This is a genomic window from Ulvibacterium marinum, from assembly GCF_003626755.1.
Lineage (GTDB): Bacteria > Bacteroidota > Bacteroidia > Flavobacteriales > Flavobacteriaceae > Ulvibacterium > Ulvibacterium marinum.
Genome location: NZ_RBCJ01000003.1, coordinates 1,111,898 through 1,128,139 on the forward strand (window position 1 = coordinate 1,111,898; position 16,242 = coordinate 1,128,139).

The following is a 16,242-nucleotide window of genomic DNA, read 5'->3' on the forward strand; positions in this document are numbered from 1 at the left end:
GATGGGTACCGATCAAATAACCACACTGACTTTTTTTAGATATTCCGGTATAAGGCAGAGACTTTGGGCTTTTTGGATGATGCAATTTGCTCATGGCCCATTGTCCCATACCCAAGGACTTCAATTCTATAAATTATTGGGCAGTGGAAAAGTAGGCTTTAACCCGTTGCCGGATTGGTCCGTTTACAGTCTCTTACAAGTCTGGGAAAACGAGGAAATGGCAAATTCCTTCTTTGAAACCTCCGGTTTAATGAAGCGTTATCGGAGAAAAAGTTCTGAGCAATGGATACTCTATATGGGCAACATTAGTGCCAAGGGGGAGTGGTCCGGAAGCAATCCTTTCAATGAAAGTAGCAAACTGAACAATGACAACCCCTATATTTCGGTAATCACCCGAGCCACCATAAAACTGAAATGGTTGGTTAGGTTTTGGAAATATGTACCGACCTCGCAGCAGCCTTTGGTGAATAATAAAGGACTGATTTTTACCAAGGGTATTGGTGAGGTACCTTTTACTCAAATGGCTACTTTTAGTATTTGGAAGGACAAGGCGTCGCTTATGGATTTTGCTTACCGTAGCAATGCCCACAGCAAGGCTATTGAAAAGACACGGCAGTTGAATTGGTATAGGGAGGAAATGTTTTGTAGGTTTCAGCCCTATCGATCGGTTGGGACTTGGAACGGTAAAAATCCGCTCCCTGAATTAAACACTTATCTCAAGTAAAAGAAGAGAAAAAATACCAACTGCGACAGGTATATGTGCATGGAAAAAAGTCTATTTCCCTTAATATCCAAGGTCCTAAGAATCAACTGAAGTACCAGGGCCAAAAGAAACCAGGTTATGTAGTTGGGATAGGAAGCCAAATTACCTTCAAAGGTCCAAAAGTCTAAAAGGTGGGCGCTCTGCTCCATAAAAAAATCGAGTACTACCATCAATAGCGCGGCACATAGTATTTTTAAGTTTTTCGATATTGGTAGATAATCTACTATTCCGGCACAAACGAAGGTAAGCAGTGCCCATAGCGCTCCGATGAGATAGGGCACCCCATCCAGTTTTGGCCCAAGATTATTGCCGTATTCATAGTTTCCAAAAAGTACCCCGTAGTTTATGCCAAGCCACTCCGCAAATATCCCACTTAAAAAGAAAATAAGAAAGGCCAGTAGTCTTTTGGCGGTATGTATAGGGTACACCCAAAAAAAGAGCACCAAAAAGATGATAAGGTTCAAAGGGGTCTTTTCAATGAACCACTGAAAATGACCCAATGCAATGCCAATAATTGCAGAGATATGAAAAAGCCAGATAATGCCAATGGCCCATCTTACCTTGTTTTGTTCCAATCGTTCAAGCATAGTCTAAAGGTTTTGGCGCAAGATCCCCTATAATTTTGGCAGAGAGCAGACAAAGCGGAATCCCTCCTCCGGGATGTACCGAACCCCCGCAAAAAAGAAGGTTTTTTATGGAGGATTTAAAATTAGGATGGCGCAGAAACGCTGCAAATTTAGAATTGCTGGCAGCTCCATACAACGCTCCCCTGTAAGAGCTTGTATTGGATTCTATCCCCATAGGGTCAAGAACATGCTCCACGGTAATCAATGATTCCAAATCTACGTTCAATCGGGCGTTTAGTTTTTGTATGATCCAATTACGGGCCTTTTCCCTTAAAGAATCCCAATCCTGACCATAATTCCCAGGGGCGTTGATCATCACAAACCAGTTTTCATGGTCTTTGGGAGCATCCGAAGGCTCGTCCTTGCTCGTGATATTAACATAGATCGTAGGGTCTTCATATAGTGTTCTCTCATGAAAAATAGCCTTGAACTCACGGGAGTAGGAACTGCTGAAAAAAATATTATGCAAATCCAGTTCGGGAAAGTTTCTGGAGATTCCCCAGTAGAAAATTAGAGCAGAACTGGAACGTTCTTGTTGCAGTACCTGTTTGGGCTGTTTTTGCCCCTGTAATAGATTTTTGTAGGTGGGATATACGTCCATATTGGAAACTACCAGATCTGCTTTGTGAAATCCAGTAGGGGACTCCACTCCGCTGGCTTTTCCCTGGGCTACATTGATACGGCTTACTTTGCAGTTAAAACTGAATCGAACTCCCTGTGATAGAGCCAAATTATAAAGGCTCATGGTGATAGTGTGCATTCCGCCTTTAGGGAAATAGGTGCCATAGTACATTTCCAGATGCGGTATCATGGACATGATGCCTGGTGTTTTAAAGGGAGAGGAGCCATTATAGGTGGCATATCTATTGAAGAGTTGGACCAGTTTAGGGTGTTCAAAAAACCTTTTGTTCAAATCATCCAAGGAAATATTAATATCCAAGGTCGGCAAATTGGAAATGGCTTTTACGGTATCCCTGGAAATGTAAGAGCGTACTTTGTGCAATGATTTTTCCAAAAATAGTGGTGCGGTCAATTCATATTTTCTACGATTTCGCGCCAGGTATCGGGTTATGGATTTTTCGGAGGCTCCAAAGACTTTGGAGACATCGTTTATAAAGGTTTCCATATCCGACTTTGCGGTAAACCGGGTACCATCGTTCCAGAAATAGTTACATAAGGTCTTTTTTCGGAAATATGAGAAATAAGGTTCTGGCCTAACATCAAAAAGCTCAAAAAGCTCGGTTACCAAATGGGGCATGGTGAAAAGGGAGGGGCCAAGGTCAAAACGATAACCATTTTTTTCCATGGAATGAAGCTTACCACCCGGGTAAGAATTGGCTTCCATTACGGTCACCTCATAGCCCTTTTTCCGTAATCTTAATGCGGATGCAATACCGGCGATGCCGGATCCAATAACAATGGCATGCGCCATATGAGTTATTTCTTAAAGTATTTAAAGGGAACGAAAAGCATTCCAAAGCACTCACCGTCCTCCTTACCTAAATGCTTATGATGCATCTTGTGGGCACGTCGTATGCCTCGGGCATACCAATTGTTGGCATTTCTAAAGAGTTTAAAACGCTGATGGATAAAAATATCGTGTACAAGGAAATAAGTGCCTCCATAAGCCATGATACCCAACCCAATGGGCCATCCATACCAAAACCAACTGGTTGTAGCTATCATAATAAAGGACATGCTAACTACGGCATAAAAGATAAAAAAGGCATCATTTCGTTCAAACCAAGAGTCATGGTCCTTTTTATGATGATCTCTGTGTAGGCTCCATAAAAAACCGTGCATGATGTATTTATGGGTAAACCAGGCCATAAATTCCATAAAACAGAAAGTTCCGATAAAAATACTAATCCAAATTACTGCTGTCATCTTATACCAAATGTAATTTATAATTCACATAAGATTTGGCCAACAAGCCTATTTTCTGATAGTTGGGAACCCGTATCCGTGTATTTTTAATTTCCAAAGAAGGTGTTTTCTGTAGTTTTGTTAAGAGCTTGAAATAGTATTTATAAGCGGTGTACACACCAAATTTGGCTTCTTGAGGTAACTGTAGGATTCCTTCATATCCTTTTCTAAAATCGACCTTGATGTCTTGCACTATTTGGTTTTTGGATGCTTCATCCAACTCATTCAGGTCTGTATTTGGAAAATAGGTACGGTTTAGGTCTTCGAAATCCTCTTTTAAATCCCTTAAAAAATTCACTTTTTGAAAAGCCGAGCCCAAAGCCATAGCGGAATCCTTTAGCTGTTCGTACTTCTGTTCATCACCCTTAACAAAGACACGCAAACACATAAGGCCTACCACATCTGCAGACCCATAAATGTAGGCCCGGTACTCCTCGTCCGAAAGGTATGCACTTTTGGTCAGGTCCATGCGCATACTTTTCATAAATGAAGCTACCAGATGATAAGGTATTTTGTATTTGTGGTAGGTATGCTGAAAGGAATTCAAAATAGGGTTTAGGCTAATCTTACTTTCAAGGGCGTCTTTTAAACTATTTTCAAAATTATCAAAAAGTGCATGCTTTTCATAATCATGGAAGGTATCCACGATTTCATCTGCAAAACGCACAAAACCATAAATGTTATAGATATCCCCGCGTATGGAGGAATCCAACATTTTAGTGGCAAGCGCAAAGGAAGTGCTGTAAGACTCCGTTACGATTTTGCTGCAACTATAGGAAACTTTGTCAAAAATAGTTTTCATCCTCCACTCATTTCTGTTTGACGATTAGTTGAGATACTAGTTTCCCTGAAATCAATGAGGGGGGTACGCCCGGTCCTGGAACGGTAAGTTGACCCGTAAAGAAAAGATTCTTTACTTTTTTGCTTTTTAACCCGGGTCTAAGAAATGCCGTTTGCATCAATGTATTGGCCATGCCATAGGCGTTTCCCTTGTATGAGTTGTATTCTTCCTCAAAATCCTTGACACAAAAGGACTCTTTAAAAACAATATTTTGATCTACCTTTTGTTTTGTTATATTTTGAAACCGTTGCATGATGAGGTCAAAATATTGACTTCGTAGTTCTGGGGTATCTTCCAGGCCCGGTGCAATGGGAACTAAAAAGAAACCGGTCTCAGATCCATCCGGAGCCATACTGTCGTCCGTAACCGAGGGGAAATTGGCATAGAAAAGTGGATTTGTGGGCCATTTCGGCTGATCATAAATTTCTTGGGCGTGCCGTTCAAAATCGGTATCAAAAAACAAATTGTGATGTTCTACATTTTCCAATTTCTTGTTAAAGCCAACATAGAATAACAGCGATGATGGTGCAAAAGTTTTGTGTGCCCAATAGCTCTCGGAGTATTGTCTGTAGGGTTTATCCAAAAGGGATTCAGAATGATGGTAATCTGCACCACTCAGTACAAAATCACTATCTATCTCATTTCCATTGCTAACGATTCCGATGCAACGGCCGTTCTTTACCCGTATTTTTTCTACCGGACTGTCCGTAAATAGGGTTACACCTAGTCCTTCCGCTAAACTGCGCATTGCCTTAATAATTTCATACATTCCTCCCTTGGGATGCCAAGTGCCAAGTCCAAAATCGGCAAAATTCATAAAACTGTAGAAAGAAGGAGTCTTACTTGGTTTTGCACCTAGGAAGAGTACAGGGAATTCCAAAGTGGAGACCAGTTTGGAATTTTTAAAATTCTTTCGTACTTCCCCACTTATGGTCTTAAAAAACTGATCTACCCGTAAAACGGTCTCTTTGGTTACCAACTCAAAGGGTGAAATTCCCGGGCGAAGTACCACATTGTTTATGGCAATTTCATAATTCTCCTGTGCTTTGTGAATGAATTTTCGCAAAGGTGCCGAACTCCCGTTTTCAATGCGTTCAAATTCAGCACAGATTTTCTCCATAGTATCACCAATGGTGATTACATCGTCGGAAAAAAAAATCTTGTAGGCAGGACTCAGTTTTTCCAATTGGTAGAAGTCGGATGTCTTCTTTCCGAAATCGGCAAAGAACTTATCAAAAATATCTGGCATCCAGTACCAACTTGGACCAATATCAAAAGTAAAACCATCCCTTGCCAGTTGCCTTGCCCGGCCCCCGACCGTGCTGTTCTTCTCATAGACTTCAACATCATACCCCTGTTGGGCCAAATAACAAGAGGCTGATAGGGAAGAAAAACCAGAACCGATTATGATAACCTTTTTGCTCATTGCAATGGGGGATAGTAAACTTTTTTCAGTTACAATTCATTGACTACCTGCTCTATGGAGGTAAATGTCTTGATAAAATCCGGATGACCGGCTTCACGTAGATATCGGGTTTGGTGGCCCAATAACCACAATCTTGGTTTTTCGTATTCAGCTACCATTTCAGAAAATTCCTCAACATATTTTTGAAGTTTGTCCTTGGTAGGAGCTACGGTAAAATAGGAAACAAAGTAGAGGTCGTTAAAATATTTTATAACATCTTTTAGGGTTTCCAAAGGTACAGTCTGCCCTAAGTAAATTGATTTATAGCCTCGTAGAATAATTTCGTAATTCAAGTACAGAAGACCTATTTCATGAATTTCGTTTTCTGGTAAAAATGGTACGAATATCTTATCGGTTTTGGTTGGCTCCAAATGCTGAAGCTTTTCTGTATTGATAAGGATTTTCTGTTTAATAAGACTGGTAATAAAGTGTTCATGTGCCGGACTAATAGTATCCGTTTGCCAAAGTAGTCCCAGTTCGTTCAATAACGGAATGAATACATCATAAAAAATCTCACGAAAAGATTTATCCGCCAAAAGGCCATTATAGGTATTAAGGAAAAGGGTTTGGTCAAAGTTTACCATAGCCAATTTAAAAGCATTGATAGCATGGTTCTTAACACTGTTCTTTGCTACAATTTCCTTGACCTTCAGAGGAATGTCCTGCTCATCTATCTTTGCTATTTTAGATATTTTATACCCATTGTTGTACAGCAATGTAACGTTTAATAGTTTTTGAAGGCTGCTAAGACTGTAGGTCCTAATATTGGTACTTGTTCTTTCCGGTGACAGTAATCCGTATCGTTTTTCCCAGATACGTATGGTATGCGCCTTTATTCCGGATAGATTCTCCAAATCTCGAATGCTAAAGAACTTTTTTACATTGTTCATACTTTATATAAAAAGTTTAAACAAATTTACAATTAAATATAAGCACTTGTACCAACTGATTGTTAAAATTTCAGTAAAAAAGGCCATCGTTTTGATAAAATAATAGGAAAGATTCAAAGATCATGGTCCATTTTTTCAATAAATTGATATATTTAGGTTGTCCGTACAACTCCTTCAGCGGGATTGTGTTAAATTGCGTATTCAGTACTTAATAAAATACTGATATAAAGCTTTTTAAAAGAGAATAACAACATAAAGAATGAAAAATGAATAAGGTATACAGTTTAGTATGTGTGGTTTTAATGATGTTGGTTTCCTGCAAACAGCAGAAGAAGGACATTGAAACTCGGACAGCCTCCGAGGAGATGGTTAAAGAGAATGATAACTGGATTTCCTTGATGGACGCCAGTTTGTGGAGAGGTTATAACGAAGATACACTTCCAGGCAATTGGCAGTTCAAAGGTGATATTATCGAATGCTTTGGAAAAGGTGGGGATATTGGCGGGGATATTATTACCAAGGAAACCTATGACAATTTTGAACTGAGCTTGGAATGGAAAATAACGGATGGGGGCAATAGTGGTATTTTTTACCACGTGGTAGAGGACACTATCTATCGGGCACCCTACGAGACTGGTGCCGAATATCAGTTATTGGACGATGAAGGATTTCCTGAACCTATAGAGGAGTGGCAAAAAACTGGGGCAAATTATGCCATGCACGAGGCAGATAAGGACAAAAAGATGCTAAAGCCGGTAGGGGAGTGGAATTCCTCTAAGATAGTATTCAATAAGGGTGACGTGGAACACTGGCTCAACGGTCAGAAAATCGTAACCTTTAATAAGTTCTCGGATGATTGGAAAGCGAAAAGGAATAGTGGGAAATGGAACGATTATCCGGACTATGGAAATACCAATGATGGTTATCTAGGTCTACAGGACCACGGCGCGGGAGTGTGGTTTAGAAATGTCAAGGTCAGGAGATTGTAGATGTTTTTACGGTAGAAAAAGCGAAGATTAAAAAATGCCGAGGCAAATCCTGCCACGGCATTTTCGGTGCGCACGAGAAGACTCGAACTTCCACGGCCTAATGGCCACTAGCCCCTCAAGCTAGCGCGTCTACCAATTCCGCCACGTGCGCTTAGTTGAAAATGAAGGGCAAATATAACAAAGTATTTCCATAGATCGTTCGGATAATTGGATTTGACTTTTAATGATTATAAAACATTGGAATTATGTCGGTTCCAGAAAAATTGTACTAAGAAACCTTATTAAAACGTCGTTAACATAAAAGAGAAGTGCTGTACCAAGTTAACCTTGAAAATACATTTTAACAAGTACGGGCAGAATTGCTATTTGACTAAGTTGATCTATGAAATATGTAAAGGAAATACATCAGGGAAAAGCCTACATATTGCTTTTGTTCCTAGGTGTGCTCGTTATAGGTTGTGGAGTAGATAAACCTAGGGAAGTTGAATTGGCCGAGGCCAAGCTTCCCAAGGTCATCGATTTTAACTATCATATTAAACCTATCCTTTCAGACAGGTGTTTTGCCTGTCATGGACCTGATAAAAACAATCAGAAAGCCAGTTTGAGGTTGGATATCGCCGATTCCGCCTATGCTGCCTTGCACTCGGGGGCCGGGGTCGCCATTAAACCGGGGAGCCTAAGAAAGAGTGAGGTGTATCATCGCATGGTGGCGACCGATCCAGATCAAGTGATGCCCCCGCCGGAATCGAACCTCACCCTCAGCCCTACGGAAATTGCATATATCAGTAAATGGATAGAGCAAGGTGCCGAATACAAACCTCATTGGGCCTTTACCAAACCTGAAAAAAAGAAGGTCCCTAAAGCAGATAAGGATTGGGTTAACAATGAAATCGATTATTTTGTAGTGGCCAAACTGCAAGAAAACGATATTGAACCTTCCCCGATGGCGCGTCGTGAAATATTAATACGCAGGCTGTATTTTGATCTGACCGGCCTGCCGCCATCCACCGAGGAGGTAAAACGCATTATGGCCGATAGTACCCCGGATTACTATGAAAGATTGGTCGATAGCCTATTGGCCTTGCCTTCATACGGGGAACGAATGGCAGCACATTGGCTGGATGTGGCGCGTTTTGCAGATAGCGAAGGATACTTGGACGATTTCCATCATGAGATGTGGCCCTATCGTGACTGGGTCATCGATGCCTATAACAAAAATTTGGCCTATGACGATTTTATACTTTGGCAGGTAGGGGGCGATCAAATTCCCGAAAGTACACATGAGCAAAGACTTGCCACGGCCTTTAATCGTTTGCACAAGCAAAATTCAGAGGGCGGGGTTATACCGGAAGAATTCAGGGTGGAATATGTAGCCGATCGGACCAATACCATAGGTGCGGCCTTTATGGGGCTCACCGTAGCCTGTGCGCGATGTCACGACCACAAATACGACCCCATATCCCAAAAGGACTATTTTGAGCTGTTTAGCTTCTTCAATAGTACGGTGGAGAGAGGGGATGCCATATTTGCATATAACTCCATCGAGAATGGAAATGATGCCCCTCCAGAGCTTTCCATGAACGCGGGACCTGTAATGCCCGTACCAGGGGACGAAAGTGTCGCGAAACTGTGGGAATTCCTAAAGCGTGAAATCAAAACGAAATCGTCCAATATTCAGGAGGAAGTACTAAAAAGGAAGCCGTTGGCCCAGGAATGGGCAAGTTCCAATCCCTCTCCCAAAGTTATGGAAAGATTGGTGGATGATGCCACCATGGTACATCTTGATTTTGACCAATCAGCCAATGGAATAAGCAAGGATCGCGCGAAAGGTTCCAAGGACGCAAAATACTACGGGCATGCCTTTGTTCCGGGGAAGAAAGGTCTGGCCTTGGAATATCAGGAAGGGCAACTCATAGCCGACGGAAGCAGGATCAGTTTTGAGAGAACCGAACCCTTTACTGTAAGCTTTTGGATCAAAACCCCTAAGAAATTCGACGAGGCCCGTGTTTTCTACAACGGTAACGGGCGTATACAGGGCTACCGAGGTTGGGATGTGGTTTTGGATAGTACCAGGTTGTCCTTTAGGCTAAGCCACGCCCATCCCTATCAATCCTTGGATCTTCGCTTAAAGGAGGAATTACCATTAAATGAGTGGCAGCATTTTGTATGGACCTATGATGGCTCCAGTAACGCCAGGGGTATGAAAATCTATCAAAATGGCCAATTAAAGGACGCGGAAATACTCCGGAACAATGTGCTCAGATCCACAAAACCCTATACCGATAAACGCGCTACGGTGTATATGCATTATCAAGGCCTTATTTTGGGGGCCAGCCACTATGACCAGCATTTTGATGGCGGCTTTTTGGATGATGTCCGCATTTTGAACGTAGAAGCAGGTCAAATCATGGCCCAATATTTATATAACGAAAAACTAGGGAGGGAGTCGTTCCAACAAGCCATGGCTTCCACATCAGAAGTGGCAACGGAATTTTATGCGCTACACTTGGATGAAAAGCTAAAAAAGGAACGGGACGCTTTGCGCGAAATTCAACTTCGTGAGGTGGAGACGATGGATACCGTTCAGGAAATCATGGTGATGGGCGATTTGGACAAGGAAAGACCAACCTATATTTTAGATCGCGGGATGTATGACGCCCCGACCGATAGGGTAGGGCGGGATGTCCCCGAAACCATTTTACCATGGCCGGAAGATTTGCCCCGCAATAGGTACGGTCTGGGAAAATGGCTGGTACATGAAGACAATCCATTGACGGCCCGTGTTGCCGTAAATCAAATATGGTATTTAATGTTCGGCCAAGGATTGGTCTCCACCAATGAGGATTTTGGGAATCAAGGTGCTTTACCCAGTCATCCTGAGCTTTTGGACTGGCTGGCCGTTGATTTTATGGAAAATGGATGGGACGTAAAACGATTGGTCCGGCAAATGGTAACATCGGCCACATACAAGCAATCCTCCGTTGTACGGGAGGATCTAAAAGACATTGACCCGGACAACATACTCTTGGCAAGAAGCCCAAGATATCGCAGGTCGGCGGAAATGGTAAGGGATAATGTGCTGGCAGCCAGTGGCCTTCTTGAACCAAAGATAGGTGGGGAATCCGTGTTTCCATACCAACCCGAAGGCCTATGGCGTGAGACGATAACCCATGCCTTTTTCCCGGATTATGAAGTGGATTATGAAAATGGATTATATCGGCGTAGCCTATATACCTTTTGGAAACGAAACGTTCCTGCTCCCGGAATGCTGGTTTTTGACGCCTCCAACCGAAGTGAATGCCAAGTGGAAAGACAGCGTAGCAATACACCGCTCCAGGCACTGGTACTGTTGAACAGCCCACAGGTCATTGAGGCCTGCAGGGTACTTTCCGAAAAAATATGGGAAGAGACATCGTTTGATCTTCCTGGAGCTATTGATGGCGTTTTTATGGCATTGATCGGAAGGACGCCTACGCAACAGGAAAAGAATATTTTGACCCGACAGTATCATGAGGAGAAAGACTATTTCGTCTCCAAGCCTTTCGAAGCAAGGAAATATTTAAGTATCGGGGAGATGGACCCCGCCCCGGAAATTCCCATGATAGAAAATGCGGCATTGGCACGGGTAGCCAATACGGTCTTAAATTCCACGGAGGCCTATTATAAAAACTAGAACTATGGATTACAGCAAGGACATCCAAAAAGCAAAGTACCTGCAGAACAGAAGGGAATTCCTTCGGACTACAAGCCGAGGATTGGGCAGTCTCGCCCTAGGGAGCTTGATTTTTCCTGATGTATTGGCCTCCCCGGGCCCTAAGGATATTAAAGCAGCTACTTTAAACAATGGCGGAGTCCTTTCGGGTTCGCACCATACCCCAAGGGCCAAAAGGGTCATTTACCTCTTTCAAAGTGGTGGGCCTAGTCAGTTTGAGCTTTTTGATTATAAACCTGAATTGATGAAACGCTGGGGAGAGGAAATTCCGGACTCCGTTAGAAATGGTCAGCGTGTGTCCGGTATGTTGGCGGCGCAGTCCAGTTTCCCATTGGTCGGTTCCAAATTTAAATTTCAACAACATTCAAAAACAGGGGGATATTTCAGTGAATTGATGAACCACACTTCCGGTGTTGCAGAAGATATCTGCATGGTCAATTCTATGTATACTGAAGCCATAAACCACGAACCGGCCGTGATTTTTATGCAGACCGGTTCACAACAGGTAGGAAGACCGAGTATGGGTTCCTGGATGAGCTATGGACTAGGGAGTTCCAATGATAACATGCCTTCATTTATTGTACTGCTATCGAGAGGGAAGGACAGTGCACAAAACCTGAACATGCAGGCCTGGAATAGTGGTTTTTTGCCATCGCATCACCAAGGAGTGCAATTCAGGTCGGGTTCCGATCCCGTTTTGTATTTGAGCAATCCTATGGGAATAGACCAGCAGAGTAGGAGACGCGAGTTGGACTACCTTTCCCAACTGGAGGCCGAACAAAAGAAGGTATGGGGTGATCCTGAAATCGATTCAAAAATCAGTCAATATGAAATGGCCTATCGTATGCAGGCCAGTGTTCCGGAAATTGCCGATCTTTCCCAAGAGCCCGATTACATCTTCGATATGTATGGCAAGGATGCCCGTATTCCAGGTACCTATGCTTACAATTGTCTTATGGCCAGAAGATTGGCGGAACGCGATGTTAATTTCATCCAACTGTATCATATGGGTTGGGACCAACACGGTAATCTTCCCAAGGAAATCGTAAAAATGGCCCAATCATCAGATCAGGCATCGGCCGCTTTGGTGAAGGATTTAAAGCAACGTGGCCTCTTGGAAGATACCTTGGTAGTTTGGGGAGGTGAGTTTGGAAGGACAAGTTTTTCCCAAGGAAAGTTGACCAAGGATAACTATGGTAGGGACCATCACCCAAGAAGTTTTAGCATGTGGATGGCCGGTGGTGGCATTAAACCAGGGATGGTCTATGGAAAGACCGATCCCTTTGGCTACAACATTGTGGAAAACCCGGTTCATGTACATGATTTTCAGGCCACACTTTTAAATCAGTTGGGTATTGATCATGAGCGGTTGGTCTTTAAGCATCAAGGAAGGAGGTATCGGCTTACCGATGTTCATGGCCATGTCGTAAAGGATATTCTCGCTTAACCAAAAGACTCAGGTTTTGAATGGCCTTCCATGTTGCATGGAGGGAAACAGTATAGATTCAAGGTGCCGGAGAACCTAATTATGCGTTTTCTGTTGTTTTATTCACCTAAGCCTATCTACCATTCGTCTACAGTTATTGTTCATCCGTCTACATAGCCAAAGTGAAAACCCTTAAAATTTTGAAATTTATCTCGGAATTCCAAAGCACAAAAACATGAATATCCTATTTATTGAAGATGATAATATCGAGCTTATGAAGTTGAGACGAACGGTCTCTAAACTTAAGCTGAAGCACGTTATCACCGAAGCAAGAAACGGTGAGGAAGCTTTACAGAAGCTAGGGTCCGATGACACTCTTCCAGATATCATCCTTTTGGATCTGAATATGCCCAGAATGAGCGGAATAGAATTCCTGAAAATTCTTAAGGCACACGATACCCTAAAGTACCTTCCTACAGTTATCCTTACAACTTCCGAAAACCGGGCCGATTTACTGGAGTGTTATAAAATTGGCATTGCCGGATACGTCATAAAGCCCTTAAAATATGAGGAATATCAATCCAAACTTCAAAAGGTTTTAGCGTATTGGGAAGCTAATGAATTGGTAAAAGGCTAACAGAAAACTCCATTTCACAACAATTTTTCTGTACTAGGTGATACTTTTCTTACTTTTATTTTTGAAATTAAACCGAAATGAAAGGAATTGTTTTTACGGAATTTTTGGAAATGGTGGAATCCAAATTTGGTCTGGAAACTGTTGATACCATTATTGAACAAGCCAACCTACCTTCAGAAGGGATTTATACCTCGGTGGGTACCTATGACTTCAATGAAATGGTAAGCCTTATTACCGGCCTTAGCCAAGAGGTGGATATCCCTGTGGGCGATCTTATTTACACTTTTGGACTCTATCTTTTTAGTAGCTTGGGCAAGGCCCATCCAGAAGTGATCCAAAGCTATAAATCGCCTTTAGGACTTTTATATTCCATTGAAGACCACATACATGTACATGTAAAAAAACTTTATCCGGATGCCGAATTGCCCACCTTCAAGATTTTGGAAAAAACGGATACTTCAATTTCCATGATTTATTCCTCGTCCCGCGGGCTATATCGGTTGGCCCATGGGTTGATAGAAAAGACCTTTGAACACTTCAACGGCAAAGCGGACATTACCTACCAACTTTTAAAGGAAGATGGCACCGAAGTTAAATTCGACATTGTCCAAAATGGACAGTAAGGAGGTAGTTCTTCTCAAGAAAGCGCTTGAACGGCAAAAAAAGGCTCGTCAGCAAGCGGAACGGATTTTGGAAGAAAAATCCAAGGAGCTCTATGATGTAACCCACCATTTAAAACAGGCCAACAGTAAGTTGGAAAACCTTCTTTCCGAAAAAGCTTCCGAAATGGATGGGGTCTTTATCAATATCATTGACCCCTACGTGGTAATGGACCTGGAGTTCAATGTCATCAACATGAATGCCTCGGCCAAAGACTTTTTGGGATATGACCATAGTCTGGAACCCATCAATCTTTCAAAACTGGTACATCCGGATTACGTTCAATATACCGTGGAATCCTTTAAATCCTTATTGGAAGTAGGCACCCTTAAAAACTACCGGGCCAAAATACAGGTCAAGGATCAATCCGAGAAATGGGTACAGATCAATAGTAGCCTTATTTATGATAAAGCACATAAACCCATAGCGGCTCAGGGCATCATAAGGGACATTACCCGGGAAATGGAGATTAATGAACTGCTTGGGGAGCAGCGAAAACAACTCGATATCATCGTAGAGAACTCTCCGTTGGGCATCGTACTGGCGGATAAGGGAAAAATCATAAAGACCAACACCACTTTTAGTGAGTTATTGGGCTATGATTCCGATGAATTAAACACTATGTCCATACGGGATATATCGGTTCCCGATAACGACGATGATACCCAAAAAATGATGGAAAGGATGAATAGGGGCGATTTGGACAAGTTCGTTATCATTAAAAAATATTGTAAAAAGGATGGCTCCGTTTTATTGGCCAAGACTTCCGTAAGTGCCGTTAAGGATTCCCATGGGAATATGGAGTACCAAGTGGCCTTGATAGAGGACATTTCCAAGGAAATAGAGGCGGAGGAACAGCTTAGGGCTTCGGAAAATAGGCTGTCCACATTAATTGCCAACCTGCAGACCGGGGTATTGTTGGAAGATGAAAACCGAAAAATAGCATTGACCAATCAAATGTTCTGTTCCCTTTTCAAAATACCTGTAGCACCCGAAAGTTTAAAAGGTGCGGACTGTAGCGACGCTGCCGAACAGAACAAGATATATTTTAAGGACCAAAAAGGTTTTGTGTCAAGGATTGAAACCATCCTTAAGCAACGGAAACTTGTATTGTCCGATGAACTGGAAATGGTGGACGGAAGAATTCTGGAACGGGATTATATCCCCATATCCAACAACGGTATATACAAAGGGCACTTGTGGACCTATCAAGATGTAACCCTACGTAAGAATTTCAAGAAGAACCTGGAGGCCGAAAAGGAAAAATACAGCAATATTATCGCCAATATGAATCTGGGATTGATTGAGGTGGACAATAATGGCATCATTCAATTGACCAACCAGAGTTTTTCCAAGATGAGCGGATTTGCCGAAGAGGAACTTTTGGGCCGGCCGGCCACGGATATCCTAAAGGTAAGGAACAGGGAAGTTGTTGAAGAAAGGACCAACAAACGACTCAAAGGAATTTCGGATTCCTATGAAATAGAGGTACAACATAAAAACGGATCTACCCGGCATTGGCTTATAAGTGGGGCACCCCGTTATGACGATGCCAAAAATGTAATCGGGTCCATAGGTATTCACTTGGATATCACAAACCAAAAACAGCTGGAACTGCAAAAGGAAAGGCTGTTACAAGAATTGGAAAAGAGTAACCAAGGCCTACAGGAGTATGCCCATATTGTATCCCACGATTTAAAATCCCCTCTTCGCAGTATAAGTGCCCTTTCCAGTTGGCTAACGGAAGACTATCATGATATCTTGGACGATAACGGAAAATTCAACCTGCAACAAATACAGGAAAAGATAGAAGGTATGGACAACCTGATCGACGGTATTTTGAAATATTCCAGTATCAATAGCGATACCTTGGATACTACCGCGGTGGATCTCACTATTGTGGTACAGGAAATACGGGAAATCATTTTTGTACCGGATAACGTGAATGTTATCATCATGAATCCTTTGCCCATGATTACCGCAGATAAGACACAAATACACCAACTTTTTCAAAATTTGATCAGCAATGCAGTGGTCAACATTGAGGAAGAGGAAGGTTTGGTAGAGATACGTTCCGTGGATAAAAAAACGCATTGGGAATTTAGCATTAAGGACAATGGCGTGGGCATCCCCAAGGAATACCATGAAAAGATTTTCAAGATTTTCCAGTCCATTGGTAACGAGGAACGTTCCACGGGAATAGGCCTTTCCATCGTAAAGAAGATCATAGATCTCCATGAAGGAAAAATTTGGTTGGAAAGTGAAGTGGGACAGGGCACCACCTTTTATTTTACCTTAAAGAAATGA

At 42.3% G+C, this 16,242-nt stretch carries 13 protein-coding genes and 1 tRNA gene; 7 read left to right on the forward strand and 7 right to left on the reverse strand.

The annotated features are described in order from the left end of the window. Window position 1 precedes the first annotated feature (1 nt). The gene (locus tag D7Z94_RS18010; RefSeq protein WP_120712942.1) at window positions 2-724 is read left to right on the forward strand and encodes a DUF3291 domain-containing protein; all 723 of its coding nucleotides are present in this window, start codon (window positions 2-4) and stop codon (window positions 722-724) included. Here D7Z94_RS18010 and D7Z94_RS18015 read toward each other — a convergent pair. Genes D7Z94_RS18015 through D7Z94_RS18040 form a run of 6 tightly spaced genes read right to left on the reverse strand, consistent with a single transcriptional unit; the run spans window position 712 to window position 6,511 of the window. Further along, complete coding sequence (locus tag D7Z94_RS18015) at window positions 712-1,350, reverse strand: carotenoid biosynthesis protein (RefSeq protein WP_120712943.1); 639 nt, start codon at window positions 1,348-1,350, stop codon at window positions 712-714. The genes D7Z94_RS18010 and D7Z94_RS18015 overlap by 13 nt on opposite strands. Continuing rightward, the gene (crtD, locus tag D7Z94_RS18020; protein ID WP_120712944.1) at window positions 1,343-2,821 is read right to left on the reverse strand and encodes a 1-hydroxycarotenoid 3,4-desaturase CrtD; all 1,479 of its coding nucleotides are present in this window, start codon (window positions 2,819-2,821) and stop codon (window positions 1,343-1,345) included. The genes D7Z94_RS18015 and crtD overlap by 8 nt, the downstream gene beginning before the upstream one ends. Window positions 2,822-2,826: 5 nt before the next feature. Further along, the gene (locus tag D7Z94_RS18025) at window positions 2,827-3,276 is read right to left on the reverse strand and encodes a sterol desaturase family protein (protein ID WP_120712945.1); all 450 of its coding nucleotides are present in this window, start codon (window positions 3,274-3,276) and stop codon (window positions 2,827-2,829) included. Between the two features lies 1 nt (window position 3,277). Beyond that, window positions 3,278-4,117: a phytoene/squalene synthase family protein gene (locus D7Z94_RS18030; RefSeq protein ID WP_120712946.1), complete on the reverse strand. Its 840-nt coding sequence runs from the start codon at window positions 4,115-4,117 to the stop codon at window positions 3,278-3,280. A gap of 7 nt (window positions 4,118-4,124) precedes the next feature. Next, a complete protein-coding gene (locus D7Z94_RS18035) occupies window positions 4,125-5,582 on the reverse strand; it encodes a phytoene desaturase family protein (RefSeq protein WP_120712947.1) in 1,458 nt (485 codons plus the stop codon). Between the two features lie 29 nt (window positions 5,583-5,611). Beyond that, window positions 5,612-6,511, reverse strand: coding sequence for a MerR family transcriptional regulator (locus D7Z94_RS18040; RefSeq protein ID WP_120712948.1), 900 nt, complete (start codon window positions 6,509-6,511; stop codon window positions 5,612-5,614). Window positions 6,512-6,777: 266 nt separating this feature from the next. Between D7Z94_RS18040 and D7Z94_RS18045 the strand changes: the two genes are divergently transcribed. Then, complete coding sequence (locus D7Z94_RS18045; RefSeq protein ID WP_120712949.1) at window positions 6,778-7,500, forward strand: 3-keto-disaccharide hydrolase; 723 nt, start codon at window positions 6,778-6,780, stop codon at window positions 7,498-7,500. 67 nt (window positions 7,501-7,567) lie between these two features. Here the strand turns inward: D7Z94_RS18045 and D7Z94_RS18050 are convergent. Further along, window positions 7,568-7,651, reverse strand: a tRNA-Leu gene (locus D7Z94_RS18050). A gap of 231 nt (window positions 7,652-7,882) precedes the next feature. Between D7Z94_RS18050 and D7Z94_RS18055 the strand changes: the two genes are divergently transcribed. The 5 genes from D7Z94_RS18055 to D7Z94_RS18075 all read left to right on the forward strand — a co-directional run bounded on the left by D7Z94_RS18055 (window position 7,883) and on the right by D7Z94_RS18075 (window position 16,242). Then, window positions 7,883-11,173, forward strand: a complete 3,291-nt coding sequence (locus D7Z94_RS18055; protein WP_120712950.1) for a DUF1553 domain-containing protein — start codon at window positions 7,883-7,885, stop codon at window positions 11,171-11,173. Between the two features lie 4 nt (window positions 11,174-11,177). Continuing rightward, complete coding sequence (locus D7Z94_RS18060) at window positions 11,178-12,659, forward strand: DUF1501 domain-containing protein (RefSeq protein WP_120712951.1); 1,482 nt, start codon at window positions 11,178-11,180, stop codon at window positions 12,657-12,659. A 214-nt stretch (window positions 12,660-12,873) separates the two neighbouring features. Further along, on the forward strand, window positions 12,874-13,275 hold the full coding sequence (locus tag D7Z94_RS18065; RefSeq protein WP_120712952.1) for a response regulator: 402 nt from the start codon (window positions 12,874-12,876) through the stop codon (window positions 13,273-13,275). A gap of 77 nt (window positions 13,276-13,352) precedes the next feature. Beyond that, window positions 13,353-13,898, forward strand: a complete 546-nt coding sequence (locus D7Z94_RS18070; RefSeq protein ID WP_120712953.1) for a heme NO-binding domain-containing protein — start codon at window positions 13,353-13,355, stop codon at window positions 13,896-13,898. Beyond that, complete coding sequence (locus D7Z94_RS18075) at window positions 13,855-16,242, forward strand: PAS domain-containing sensor histidine kinase (RefSeq protein ID WP_245967239.1); 2,388 nt, start codon at window positions 13,855-13,857, stop codon at window positions 16,240-16,242. The genes D7Z94_RS18070 and D7Z94_RS18075 overlap by 44 nt, the downstream gene beginning before the upstream one ends.

What these genes read in the sequence shown, in the direction of transcription:
- D7Z94_RS18010 (WP_120712942.1), top strand. Translation starts at nt 2, where the DNA reads ATGGGTACCGATCAAATAACCACACTGACTTTTTTTAGATATTCCGGT.
- D7Z94_RS18015 (WP_120712943.1), bottom strand. Translation starts at nt 1,350, where the DNA reads ATGCTTGAACGATTGGAACAAAACAAGGTAAGATGGGCCATTGGCATT.
- crtD (WP_120712944.1), bottom strand. Translation starts at nt 2,821, where the DNA reads ATGGCGCATGCCATTGTTATTGGATCCGGCATCGCCGGTATTGCATCC.
- D7Z94_RS18025 (WP_120712945.1), bottom strand. Translation starts at nt 3,276, where the DNA reads ATGACAGCAGTAATTTGGATTAGTATTTTTATCGGAACTTTCTGTTTT.
- D7Z94_RS18030 (WP_120712946.1), bottom strand. Translation starts at nt 4,117, where the DNA reads ATGAAAACTATTTTTGACAAAGTTTCCTATAGTTGCAGCAAAATCGTA.
- D7Z94_RS18035 (WP_120712947.1), bottom strand. Translation starts at nt 5,582, where the DNA reads ATGAGCAAAAAGGTTATCATAATCGGTTCTGGTTTTTCTTCCCTATCA.
- D7Z94_RS18040 (WP_120712948.1), bottom strand. Translation starts at nt 6,511, where the DNA reads ATGAACAATGTAAAAAAGTTCTTTAGCATTCGAGATTTGGAGAATCTA.
- D7Z94_RS18045 (WP_120712949.1), top strand. Translation starts at nt 6,778, where the DNA reads ATGAATAAGGTATACAGTTTAGTATGTGTGGTTTTAATGATGTTGGTT.
- D7Z94_RS18055 (WP_120712950.1), top strand. Translation starts at nt 7,883, where the DNA reads ATGAAATATGTAAAGGAAATACATCAGGGAAAAGCCTACATATTGCTT.
- D7Z94_RS18060 (WP_120712951.1), top strand. Translation starts at nt 11,178, where the DNA reads ATGGATTACAGCAAGGACATCCAAAAAGCAAAGTACCTGCAGAACAGA.
- D7Z94_RS18065 (WP_120712952.1), top strand. Translation starts at nt 12,874, where the DNA reads ATGAATATCCTATTTATTGAAGATGATAATATCGAGCTTATGAAGTTG.
- D7Z94_RS18070 (WP_120712953.1), top strand. Translation starts at nt 13,353, where the DNA reads ATGAAAGGAATTGTTTTTACGGAATTTTTGGAAATGGTGGAATCCAAA.
- D7Z94_RS18075 (WP_245967239.1), top strand. Translation starts at nt 13,855, where the DNA reads ATGGCACCGAAGTTAAATTCGACATTGTCCAAAATGGACAGTAAGGAG.